The organism is Paracoccus sp. Z118 (assembly GCF_019061185.1).
Taxonomy (GTDB): Bacteria; Pseudomonadota; Alphaproteobacteria; order Rhodobacterales; family Rhodobacteraceae; genus Paracoccus.
The window spans coordinates 142908-154810 of the sequence record NZ_JAHQZU010000005.1 but is presented as its reverse complement, the minus strand read 5'-3'; the positions used below and the strand labels follow the sequence as shown (position 1 = coordinate 154810).

The following is an 11903-nucleotide window of genomic DNA, read 5'->3' as shown; positions in this document are numbered from 1 at the left end:
CCGGGCCCGCAAGGGGCCCATCCTGGGGAGGAACGACATGAGACTGCATTTGACGACCGCCATGGCGCTCGCGCTGATGGCCACCGGCGCGAACGCCGGGATCGAGGAGGCGCGCGCCTTCCTCGACGCCGAGATCGGCGACATGTCCAGCCTCGACCGGGCGGGGCAAGAGGCCGAGATGCAATGGTTCATCGACGCCGCCCAGCCCTTCGCGGGGATGGAGATCAAGGTGGTGTCCGAGCCCATCACCACCCACGACTACGAATCCAAGACCCTCGCCCCCGCCTTCACCGCCATCACCGGCATCAGGGTCACGCATGACCTGATCGGCGAAGGCGACGTCATCGAGAAGCTGCAGACGCAGATGCAGTCGGGCGAGAACATCTACGACGCCTACGTCAACGACAGCGACCTGATCGGCACCCACTGGCGCTATCAGCAGGCGCGGAACCTGACCGACTGGATGGCGAATGCCGGGGCGGACGTGACCAACCCGAACATCGACATCGACGACTTCATCGGCAAGTCCTTCACCACCGCGCCGGACGGGGACCTGTATCAGCTGCCCGACCAGCAGTTCGCCAACCTCTACTGGTTCCGCGCCGACTGGTTCGACGACGAGGCCAACAAGGCCGACTTCAAGGCGAAATACGGCTATGACCTGGGCGTGCCGATCACCTGGTCGGCCTATGAGGACATCGCCGAGTTCTTCACGGGCCGCGAGATCGACGGGAAGAAGGTCTTCGGCCACATGGACTATGGCAAGAAGGACCCCAGCCTCGGCTGGCGCTTCACCGACGCCTGGCTGTCGATGGCCGGTAACGGCGACAAGGGCATCCCCAACGGGCTGCCGGTGGACGAATGGGGCATCCGCGTCGATGAGAACAGCCGCCCCGTCGGCAGTTGCGTCGCCCGCGGCGGCGACACCAACGGCCCCGCCTCGGTCTATGCAATCCAGAAATATCTGGACTGGATCAAGGCCTATGCGCCGCCCGCCGCGCAGGGGATGACCTTCAGCGAAAGCGGCCCGGTCCCGGCGCAGGGCGAGGTCGCGCAGCAGATGTTCACCTACACCGCCTTCACCGCCGACTTCGTGAAGGAGGGTCTGCCGGTCGTGAACGAGGACGGCACGCCGAAATGGCGCTTCGCCCCCTCGCCCCACGGCGCCTACTGGCAGGACGGCATGAAGCTGGGCTATCAGGACGTGGGGTCGTGGACGCTGATGAAGTCCACGCCGGACGACCGCGCCAAGGCGGCGTGGCTTTACGCGCAGTTCGTCACCTCGAAGACGGTGGACGTGAAGAAAAGCCATGTCGGGCTGACCTTCATCCGCCAGTCCACGCTGGACCACCAGTCCTTCACCGACCGCGCGCCCAAGCTGGGCGGGCTGATCGAGTTCTACCGCTCGCCCGCCCGCCTGCAATGGTCGCCCACCGGGACCAACGTGCCGGATTATCCCAAGCTCGCGCAGCTCTGGTGGCAGGCGATCGGGGACGCATCCTCGGGCGCCAAGTCCGCGCAGGAAGCGATGGACAGCCTCTGCGCCGAGCAGGAAAAGGTCATGGAGCGGCTGGAGCGGGCCGGCGTTCAGGGCGACATCGGCCCGAAGCTGGCCGAGGAACACGACCTCGAATGGTGGAACAACTACGCCAAGGAGCATGGCACCATCGCGCCCCAGTTGAAGCTGGAGAACGAGGACCCGCAGCCGGAAACCGTCAGCTATGACGAGCTGGTGCAAAGCTGGCAGCAGTAACGCCACAGGGGAACCCGGCCCGTCCGGGTTCCCATCTTCACGGAGACCGCCATGCCGATCCTCGCTCTCGATCAGGGCACGACCTCGTCCCGTGCGGTGGTCTTTTCGGACGAGCTGACGCCGCTCGCCAGCGCGCAGCACGAGTTTCGGCAGCATTTCCCCCGCTCCGGCTGGGTGGAGCATGATCCCGAGGATCTGTGGATCTCGACCGCAGCCACCGCCCGCGCGGCGATCGAGAAGGCGGGCGCACCGGCGCTTGCCGCGATCGGCATCACCAACCAGCGCGAGACGACGGTGGTCTGGGACCGCCGCACCGGCAAGGCGATCCACAACGCCATCGTCTGGCAGGACCGCCGCACCGCCGACACCTGCGCCAAGCTGAAGGAGGCGGGGCACGAGCCCGCCGTGACCGAGACGACCGGGCTGCTGCTCGACCCCTATTTCAGCGCGACCAAGCTGGCGTGGATGCTCGACCATGTGGACGGCGCGCGGGAAGCCGCGAAGGCCGGGCATCTCGCCTTCGGCACGGTGGACAGCTTCCTGATCTGGCGGCTGACCGGTGGGCGGGCGCATGTGACGGACGCGACCAACGCATCCCGCACGATGCTCTACGACATCCGCCGCGGTGCGTGGTCCGACGAGCTATGCGAACTGTTCGACGTGCCCCGCGCGATGCTGCCGGAGGTGTGTGACAGCGCCGCCGAGTTCGGCCTGACCCGCGCCGACCTCTTCGGCGGCGAGATCCCGATCCTCGGCGTGGCAGGCGACCAGCAGGCCGCGACCGTGGGGCAGGCCTGCTTCCAGCCGGGGATGATAAAGGCCACCTACGGGACGGGGTGCTTCGCGCTGCTGAACACCGGCGAGACCGCCGTGCAGTCGCAGAACCGCCTGCTGACGACCATCGCCTACCAACTGGACGGCAAGCCGACCTACGCGCTGGAGGGCTCGATCTTCGTCGCCGGTGCCGTGGTCCAGTGGCTGCGCGACGGGCTGGGCCTGATCCGCGCCGCGCCCGAGGTGGCAGACCTCGCCGCCCGCGCCGACAAGGCGCAGCAGGTCATCATGGTCCCCGCCTTCACCGGCCTCGGCGCCCCCTGGTGGGAGCCGGAGGCGCGGGGCGCGATCTTTGGCCTGACGCGGGCGACCGGCCCGGCGGAGCTGGCGCTGGCGGCGCTGGAAAGCGTGGCCTTCCAGACCCGCGACCTGACGGACGCCATGCGCCGCGACTGGCCGTCGCTCGGGGATTCGGTCCTGCGGGTGGACGGCGGCATGACCGCCTCGGACGCGGCGATGCAGGCGCTGGCCGACATCCTCGGCGCGCCGGTGGACCGCCCGCGGAACTTGGAGACCACCGTCCGCGGCGCGGCATGGCTGGCCGCGTTCCGGGCCGGGCTGACGGGCGGCCCCGAGGTCGCATCGACGACGTGGGAGCGGGAGGTCCGCTTCGAGCCGCATCTGGACCAACGTGCGCGCGACGCCCGCCACGCCCACTGGACACGGGCCGTCAATGCGGTGATCGCGATGCACAAGGGCGACGACTAGCGCATCCGCCCGGACGGGGAAGCGGCTTCGGTCGCCCCTCGGGGGGCGGAGTTCGACGTAGGCTATCGGTTCCGCCCGCACCCTGCCGTCCGGCATGACCGGAACAAGCCCGGCGCGGCATCCGCCCCCGCGGTCACGTCCTCACCCCGCGCCGTCCGTCCCACACAACACTCAGCACATGCCCTCCCGCAACGACCTGCCGGACGGGCAGCACCCGGCCGGCGGGCCAGTCCGCGCCCCAGTCCTCGGCCAGTGTGAGGCGGGAGCCATCCCACCCGATCACGGCAGCATGGAAGTCGCGGAACTGACGGGTCGCGGGATAGAGCGCCTTGTAGAGCGCCTCCTTGGCCGAGAAGGCGCGCGTGACCTCCAACTCGGGCGGCATCACGCCTGAGAGCCCCTCGGGCATGATCTCGGGCGCGATGTCGCGAGCGAGGTCCGGGGTCATCATCGCCTCCAGGTCGAGGCCGAGGACTGCGCCCGGCGCTGCCCGCATCACCAGCGCGGCAGCGATGTCGTCGGTGTGGGTGATGCTGCCCATCCAGCCCTCGGGCCAGAGCGGCAGACCATCCGGGCCGATCCCGACCTCGGCGCCCGCGCTGCCCGCCGCGGCCAGTGCCTCCGCAGCCGCCCGCCGTCCGGCGGCGAAGGTATTGCGGCGGCGCGGCGCGGCGGAGCGCAGCGTCTCGGGCACGGGGCCTGCCGCCGCCGTCACCGGCACGATCCTCAGCGCGCTGCCGGACGGCAGGGCCAGCCTCGTCGCGGCGGCTGTCAGTCGCTCGACCGCTTCCCTCAAATGCAAACCGAGGTCATGACGACCGGCAGCAGCGTCCATACCGTCGAGATCAGCGCCACGATCCCGAGCGCCACGCTGACCCACCGCACCCAGCGCGAAGGCGAGGCGTAGCGCGGCGTCTGCAGCACCAGCAGCAGGCCAAGCTGGATCGCGATGGCGACCAGCCACGCCGCCACCAGCGCGGCGCGGGCGGCGGAAAGGCCCAGCCCCGCCGCGCCCCAGTGATCGGAACAGACGATGCCCTGCAATCCATAGACGGCGCTGAAGGCGGCGATCCACACGGTCAGCGGGACCGAGATGCGCAGGATGTCGTTCATGGCGCGAGCCCCGGCAGCCACGCCGCGCCGAGCCCCAGCAGGGCCACCGCAACGGCATAGTCGGACCACAGCCGCACCACCCGCGCCTCGCCGATCCGCAGCGCCGACAGATAGCCGAAGCTTTCCCGGACGCAGAGGAACGCCATCATGATGAGCGCCACGGCGACATGGAACAGGACATAGCCGCCCAGCACCCACAGCGTCGCCTCATAGGCGTGGCCGTCATGGGTGGTGCCGCGCAGCACCGACAGCGCCGCCGCGCCAAGGCCGGCCAGCCCCGCCAGCCCGATCAGAAGGCCCGGCCACGGCGTCCCCTCGCGCCGCAGGGCGCCGTCGGCAAGGCGGATACCGCCGAAGGCCAGCACCGCGCCGCCCAGCCACAGCATCAGGTCGCGCTGTTCGGGGCGCAACCATTCGGGCGGCGGCCAGTTCGGCGCCAGCGTGAACAGGAACGCATAGCCGAACAGCAGCGATCCGAACATCACCCCGTCCGCGAGCAGCGTGAACAGCGAGCCCCACCAGCCCGGCGGGTTCACCGACTGCGTGCCGGGCGGCAGGGCGAGGCCGTTGCCGACATCCTGCAACCCCTCGTCCCGGCGGCTGCCGAGGCCCCAGGCCCACCAGACCGCCATGCCGATCACGCCGAGCGCCGACAGCGGCACCAGCCAGTACCATTTCAGCAGCATCCCCATAAACAGCCCGCCCGTCACCACCGCCATGGTGATGGGCATGGCGGAGTTGCCGGGGAAGATGATCTTGTGGCTGGGCCGCCCGCTGGACATCTCGACCATCATCGTCTCGCGCAGGCCGCTGGCGGGCGGGGTGCCCAGATACCCCTCGCCCCGCGCGATGCGCAGCGGAAGGTCGGGGTCGTCATGCAGCGGATCGCGGCTGCGCACGGTCGGGATCGAGGCCATGTTGTAGGCCCCCGACGGCGCGGGCATCGCCCATTCCAGCGTGCCCGCCTTCCATGGGTTGCGCGGCCCGCGGCTCGCCACCGCCACGTTCACGCCGATGTCGATGATGATGAGCGCAAAGCCCATCGCCATCACGAAGCCGCCGACCGAGGAGATGAGGTTGATCCCCTCCCACCCGGACCCCGCGTCCACATGGTCGATCCGCCGCCGCATCCCCAGCAGCCCGGCCCAGTGCAGCAGCAGGAACGTGCCGTGAAAGCCGATGAAGACCAGCCAGAATGCCGTCTCTCCGATCCTGAAGAAGCGCTTGCGGCCGGTGAAATGCGGCAGCCAGTAATAAATGCCGGCGATCATCGGGAAGACGAAGCCGCCCACCAGCACATAGTGGAAATGCGCCACGATGAAATAGGTGTCGTGCGACTGGAAGTTGAAGGGCACCATGGCGATCATCACCCCGGTCAGCCCGCCGATCACGAAGGTCGCGAAGAACCCCAGAATCCAGCGCATCGGCAGGTGCATCTCGGGCCGGCCCTTCCAGATCGTCCCGATCCAGGCGAAGATCTGCAACCCGGTGGGCACCGCCACCAGCGTCGATGCGGCCGAGAAGAAGGCCAGCCCCATATGCGGGATGCCGGTGGTGAACATGTGGTGGACCCACAGCCCGAAGCTCAGCACCCCCAGCGCGGCGACGGCGGCGACGAGCCAGCCGTAGCCCAGCAGCGTGGTGCGGGCCATCACCGGCAGCACGGTGGACACGACCCCGGCGGCGGGCAGGAAGATGATGTAGACCTCGGGGTGGCCGAACAGCCAGAACAGATGCAGCCACAGCAGGCTGTCGCCGCCATGCTCGACCTGGAAGAAGGGCATGCCGAAGGCGCGCTCCAGCTCCAACAGGATCGAGCCGAGGATCATCGGCGGGAACGCCGTCAAGATCATCACCGCGACGATCAGCATATACCAGGCGAAGATCGGCATCTTGTCCAGCGACATGCCGGCGGCGCGGTAGAGCAGGATCGTCACCACGATCTCGACCGCCGCCGAGATCGCCGAAATCTCGACGAAGGTGATCCCCAGCAGCCAGAAATCCGAGTTGATGCCGGGCGTGCCGAGCGTCGATGACAGCGGCGGATACATGAACCAGCCGCTGTTCGGCGCGATCCCCGCCACCATCGAGAAGATCAGCAGCGAGCCGCCGAACAGGTAGCACCAGAAGCCGAAGGCGCTGAGGCGCGGAAAGGCGAGGTCGCGCGTCCCCAGCATCTTCGGCAGCAGATAGATCGTCAGCCCCTCGAACAGCGGGATCGCGAACAGGAACATCATGATGGTCCCGTGCATCGTGAAGAGCTGGTTGAAGACCTCGGGCCCCACGAAGACGGATTCGGGCGTGGCGAGCTGGGCCCGGATCAGCATCGCCAGCACGCCCGCGATCGAGAAGAACGTGGCCGCGACGATCAGGAACATCAGCCCGATGTCGTTGTTGTTCACCGTCGTCAGCATGCCCCGCCAGCCCGGACGCGGGCCCCAGATGCGTTCCAGCTCGCGATGGCGGCGCAGTGCATTCATCAACCTTCTCCCCGCAGAAAGGCATCCCAGCCGGCCTCGTCATGGGCGCGCACGGTGAAGCGGTGGCCGGTATAGCCGGGGCCGCTGAACTCGGCGCTCAGCCCGGCATAGTCGCCCGGCGCGTCCGCCTGTATCCGCAGGACGTTGGTATGGCCCGGAACGGCGTCCAGCTTGCCCGCGAGGCGCGGCACCCAGAAGCTGTGGATCACGTCCGCCGACTCGATCCCCACATCGACGGGGCGGCCGGCGGGGATGTGCAGGACACCCTCGGTCTGTCGGCCCGGCGCGTCGGCATAGGTGAAGCGCCACGTCCACTGCGCGCCCGTCGCGCCGACGCTGACCACCTCGGGGCCGGGGCGGGGCAGCAGCCGCTCGCCGATATAGATGCCCCAGACGGTCAGCGCGGCCAGCACCGTCAGCGTGAAGCCGAGGCCCATCGCCTTGATCCAGATCCGCTCGTGCCGCGCATCGGCTTCGGCGCCCGGATGCTCCTCGCTCCGGCGGAAGGCCATGACCAGCAGCACGGCGACCAGCGCGAAGATCGCAGCCGCGCCGATCAGCATCACCCACCACAGCACCGCGATCGCATCCGCCGCCGGCCCGGCGGGGTGGACGGTCGAGAGCCTCTCTTCGCAACCAGCCAGCGCCAGCGGCGTTACGGTTGCGACCACCCCTCGCAGGAGAGCGCGACGATGACCGACACCCGGAACGACCCGCAGGATCGCCCGCAGAACGGCACCCCGGACGAGGATTACCGCAAGGAAAGCGAGACGCATACGGGCGGTCTGACCGACCCCGTCGCCAAGCGGCCGGGCTTCCACCAGACCGGATCGAAGATCGCGGTCGGCAGCCATCCGATCCATGCGATGGCCGTCGCCTTCCCGATCGCGCTGACCTTCAGCAATTTCGGTGCGGACGTGTTCTACTGGTGGACGGGCGACATCTTCTGGGCGCGGGCCGGGCTGTGGGCCGCGGGCGTCTCGTTTCTGATCGGGCTGGCCGCGGCGCTGACAGGCCTGCCGGAGCTGCTGCTCGTCCCCGGCATCCGGCAGCGGGCCTCGGCCTGGACCCATGCGGCCATCGCCATGGTGCTGCTGTCGCTGCTGGGGCTGAACTGGGGTTATCGGATGCAGGGGTTTGAATCGGCGGTGCTGCCCTGGGGCATCCTGCTGTCGGGCTTCTGCGTCGTCATGGTGGGCGCAACGGGATGGCATGGCGGCAAGCTCGTTTTCGATTACAATCTGGGGGGATCGTCGAACGGCAACTGATTGCCCCTTGGCTGCATCAGCCAGTCGGGCATGGGAATCCGCTCCAGCTCGGGCTTGGCGAGGACCAGCACGAGGATCATGACGACCGGCACCGTCAGCAGCAGCAGCGGCACCGTGGGCTGGGGCGTCCGGTGCGCGCGCTCCTCCTCGCCGATGCCGACGATCTGGCCGCCGACCCAGGCGTGAAAGGCGATCAGCAGCGCCACGAAGATCAGCTTGGCGAACATCCAGATGACGAACACCTCACGCACGAAGATCAGCAGCGTGCCCGCCGCGATCGCCGTCAGCGCGGCGGGGGTGATGACCCAGATATAGCCGAAATGCGACGCCAGCCTGATGCGGCTGTAGGCGACCTGATCCACGCCCGGATTGTGCCGGGCGAGGATCATCGGCATGGCGAAAAGGCCCGCGCACCAGATCACCAGCCCCATGATGTGCAGCGCCTTCAGATGCGGGATGATCGGCTGAAGCCAGTCGATCATGCCGGTCGTCCCTGCATCCGCCGCCAGCCGCGCAGCGCCACGAACGCGCCGAAGGCCGCATAGGGGATGCCTGCCGGCACCCACATGATGATCCCGCCAAGCTGCTGGTCGGCCAGCGGGGCGTAGCCCCATTGCAGCGGCGCAACGGCATGGATCGCGTAGAGCGTGCCCGGCGCGAAGGTCAGCAGCGCGCCCAGCAGGCCCATCTGCATGTAGGCGCCGAGAATGAACAGCAGCGACTGCGCCGAGGTCCGGCCGAAGCCGAACACCGCCCGCCAGAACACCGTGGCCGAACCCAGCAGCGTGACCTGCATCACCCAGTAGACCGCAATGTCGGCCATCGCCGCGTCATAGGCCTCCGGCAGATGCCAGAGCCACAGCACCGCCGTCGAGACGATGAACGGCAGCGCCGGATGCCCCTCGCGCCGCGCGGGGAACGCCAGCGCGATCAGTGGCGCCGCGACCGCAACCAGCAGGATGTGATGGACCACCCGCGCCGAGAACAGCGCCGCCGACAGCGCACAGAGCGGCGAGACGAACGCCACCGCCAGCACCGCCACCGCCGCCGCGCCGGGGCGCGATCGGCCCAGCACGAAGGCAAGCGCCGCCATCGCCGCCAGCAGGACCGGATCGAGGTTCCAGCTTTGCCACAACTCGCCGGGATTCGGCGCCGGGCCGCAATAGATGCCCGCCCAGATGTCGGGGATCATTCGGCAGCCCTCGCTTCGGTCTCGTCGGCCCGGATGCGCACCGGCACGCCCTTGTAGCCGGGGGTTTGCGACAGCTCGTCGTGATAGGCGACGGGGATCAGCGGGTTCGTTTCGGGATAGTAGGCCGCGATGCAGGCATCCGGCAGGTCGTAGGGCACGACGCGCAGGCCGCGGACCACCCTCGTGTTGCCGTCGGCGATGGCGCATTCCAGCATCACCGCCTGCCCTTCGGTCAGGCCCCGCCGCCGCATCTCCTCGGGGTTGATGAGCAGGTTCTCGCGGCTGCCCGCGATCCCCCGCAGCCGGTCCGAGAAGCCGTAGATGGTGGTGTTGAACTGGTCGTTCGAGCGCAGCGTGAACAGCGTCACCTCGTCGCCCCTGGGCTCCTCGCCCAAGGCGTTCAGCGTCTGGGGCGCGGTGAACTGAGCCTTGCCGCTGTCGGTCTTCCAGATCCGCTCGCGCGCGTCGTTGCCCTTGTAGAAGCCGCCGGGCGTGAACAGCTTGGCGTTGAAATCGGCGAACATGTCGGGATAGCTCGCCTCGATCAGATCGCGGATCAGGCCGTAATGGCCGGTCCAGTCGTCCCAGCCGACCTTGGGATTTTCGGGCAGCGTCTCCTTGGCGATGCCTGCGACGATCGCCACCTCGGATTTCAGATGCGGCGAGGCCGGCTTTCGCTTGCCGAGCGAGCCGTGAATCATGCTGAGGCTGTCCTCCATCGTCACGGCCTGCGGGCCGGTCGCCTGCATGTCCTCCTCGGACCGGACGAGACAGGGCAGCAGCCAGCTGTTCTTGCCGGGATAGAGATGCCCCCGGTTCAGCTTGGTCGCCACCTGCACGTTAAGCTCCAGATCGGCCCAGCACGGCTCGATCCGTTCCCGGTCGGGCATCGAGCGGACGAGATTGCCGCCCAGGACGATCATCCCCTTGACCGAACCGTCCAGCAGCCCTTCGGCGGTCTTGACGATGGTGCGCCCCTTTTCCTGCGGCGGCTCGAAGCCGAACAGCTCGCGCAGCTTGTCGCTCGGAACGTTCTCGGGGTTGTAGGTCACGCCGACCGTCGCCTGCCCCTGCACGTTGGAATGCCCCCGCACGGGCGAAACGCCGGTTCCGTCGCGCCCGATATTGCCCCGCAGCATCAGCAGGTTGACCAGCATCGCGAGGTTCAGCCAGCCCTTGACGTGCTGGGTCAGGCCCATCCCATAGATGCCGATGGTGTTCCTGGAATCGGCGTAAAGCTCGGCCACCTGCTCGATATCGGCGCGGCGCAGGCCGGTTTCGCGCTCGATCTCGTCCCAGGTGATCTGGCCCAGCCGCGCCTTCAGCTCATCCAGGCCGGTCGTATGCGCGTCGATGAAGTCGCGGTCGAGGATGGCGCCGTCCCGCTCGGCGTCCAGTTCCAGCACCCGCTTGCACATCCCGGCCAGCGCCGCGATGTCGCCACCGGGCCGCACCTGCAGATAGATGTCCGAGACCTTGGTGGCGGGTTTCACCGTCATGTCGGCCGGGCTCTGCGGATCGGCGAATTCCAGCAGGCCGCGTTCGCGGATCGGATTGAAGGTGACGATCCTGCAGCCCCGCTCCTTCGCGGATTTCAGCGTATGCTCGAAACGGGGGCTGTTCGAGCCGGTGTTCTGGCCGAAGAACATGATGAGATCGCAATGATCGAAATCGGCAAGGATGGCGGTGCCTACCCCCACGCCGATGACCTTCTTCAGCCCGACCGCGGTCGTCTCGTGACACATGTTTGAGCTGTCGGGCAGGTTGTTGTGCCCGTAAAGCCGCGCGAACAGGGCATAAAGATACGAGGTCTCGAGACTCGCCCGGCCGGACACGTAGAAGACCGTCGATTTCGGGTCGAGTTCGCGCAGCTTCGCCCCGATCGCCCGGAACGCCTCCTCCCACGTCGTCTCGACATAGCGGTCGGATTCGGCGTCGTAGCGCAGCGGATGCGTCAGGCGGCCGGTCTCCTCCAGCTCGTGGTCGGACCGCTCGCGCAGGCTGGTGATGCTGTGATCGGCGAAGAAATCGGGACCGCAGCGGTCGCGGGTCAGGTCCCAGATGGTCGCCTTGGCACCGTTCTCGCAGAACTCGAACAGATGGGCGTTCGCCGGCTTGGTCCACGCGCAGGACGTGCACATATGCCCGCCGACCTTGTTCTGGCGCATCAGCGTGCGCAGCGCACCGGCGGTCGGCTTCTGGTCGGCAAGAACGCGGGCCACGCCCTTCAGCGACCCCCAGCCGCCGGTGGCGTTGGTGTAATGGGCGGTGTCCGGGCGTTGCCGGGTGGCTTCGTCATCGCTCATCGGTTCCTCCTCGACGTTGGCGGGTCACCCTGACGCCAACCCGCCTCGCGCGGGGCAGGTTCCCTCGGGCGCGGCACAAAGCGCGGTTGCATCGGCCTGTCAGGGGGCCATCATCGAGGGCGCGTTTTCGGCGACCGGCGGGAGTTGTAACTCGGGATGATGCAGGCCGGGTCGTCCCCGATGGGGCGTGCGGAAAACCGGGTGAGGTGGTCGAGGAGGTTAACCGCGTTCCCGCATACGCTGCGGCGG

At 68.3% G+C, this 11903-nt stretch carries 10 protein-coding genes; 3 read left to right on the top strand and 7 right to left on the bottom strand.

Annotation, left to right across the window (positions count from 1 at the left end; genetic code table 11):
• Positions 1-37 precede the first annotated feature (37 nt).
• Both KTN05_RS06050 and glpK read left to right on the top strand, forming a co-directional pair.
• Entirely contained in the window at positions 38-1753 is a 1716-nt protein-coding gene (locus tag KTN05_RS06050; RefSeq protein WP_217328487.1) for an ABC transporter substrate-binding protein, read from the top strand.
• A 51-nt stretch (positions 1754-1804) separates the two neighbouring features.
• Positions 1805-3295, top strand: coding sequence for a glycerol kinase GlpK (gene glpK, locus KTN05_RS06045; protein WP_217328486.1), 1491 nt, complete (start codon positions 1805-1807; stop codon positions 3293-3295).
• A 133-nt stretch (positions 3296-3428) separates the two neighbouring features.
• Here glpK and KTN05_RS06040 read toward each other — a convergent pair whose 3' ends face one another.
• Genes KTN05_RS06040 through KTN05_RS18060 form a run of 4 tightly spaced genes read right to left on the bottom strand, consistent with a single transcriptional unit; the run spans position 3429 to position 7559 of the window.
• A complete protein-coding gene (locus KTN05_RS06040) occupies positions 3429-4091 on the bottom strand; it encodes a 4'-phosphopantetheinyl transferase (protein WP_217328485.1) in 663 nt (220 codons plus the stop codon).
• Entirely contained in the window at positions 4088-4408 is a 321-nt protein-coding gene (locus KTN05_RS06035) for a hypothetical protein (protein WP_217328484.1), read from the bottom strand. Before KTN05_RS06035 ends, KTN05_RS06040 begins: the two co-directional genes overlap by 4 nt.
• Positions 4405-6888: a cytochrome c oxidase subunit I gene (gene ctaD / locus KTN05_RS06030; protein WP_217328483.1), complete on the bottom strand. Its 2484-nt coding sequence runs from the start codon at positions 6886-6888 to the stop codon at positions 4405-4407. Before ctaD ends, KTN05_RS06035 begins: the two co-directional genes overlap by 4 nt.
• Entirely contained in the window at positions 6888-7559 is a 672-nt protein-coding gene (locus KTN05_RS18060; RefSeq protein ID WP_371823283.1) for a cytochrome c oxidase subunit II, read from the bottom strand. The genes ctaD and KTN05_RS18060 overlap by 1 nt, the downstream gene beginning before the upstream one ends.
• A 21-nt stretch (positions 7560-7580) precedes the next feature.
• Here KTN05_RS18060 and KTN05_RS18055 point away from each other — a divergent pair, with 21 nt between their 5' ends.
• Complete coding sequence (locus KTN05_RS18055) at positions 7581-8156, top strand: DUF2231 domain-containing protein (RefSeq protein WP_254368011.1); 576 nt, start codon at positions 7581-7583, stop codon at positions 8154-8156.
• Here KTN05_RS18055 and KTN05_RS06020 read toward each other — a convergent pair.
• Genes KTN05_RS06020 through KTN05_RS06010 form a run of 3 tightly spaced genes read right to left on the bottom strand, consistent with a single transcriptional unit; the run spans position 8123 to position 11654 of the window.
• Entirely contained in the window at positions 8123-8638 is a 516-nt protein-coding gene (locus tag KTN05_RS06020) for a CopD family protein (protein WP_217328481.1), read from the bottom strand. The two genes, KTN05_RS18055 and KTN05_RS06020, sit on opposite strands and share 34 nt — an antisense overlap.
• Positions 8635-9348, bottom strand: a complete 714-nt coding sequence (locus tag KTN05_RS06015) for a cytochrome c oxidase assembly protein (protein ID WP_217328480.1) — start codon at positions 9346-9348, stop codon at positions 8635-8637. Before KTN05_RS06015 ends, KTN05_RS06020 begins: the two co-directional genes overlap by 4 nt.
• Positions 9345-11654: an FdhF/YdeP family oxidoreductase gene (locus KTN05_RS06010; RefSeq protein WP_217328479.1), complete on the bottom strand. Its 2310-nt coding sequence runs from the start codon at positions 11652-11654 to the stop codon at positions 9345-9347. The genes KTN05_RS06015 and KTN05_RS06010 overlap by 4 nt, the downstream gene beginning before the upstream one ends.
• Positions 11655-11903: the final 249 nt, after the last annotated feature.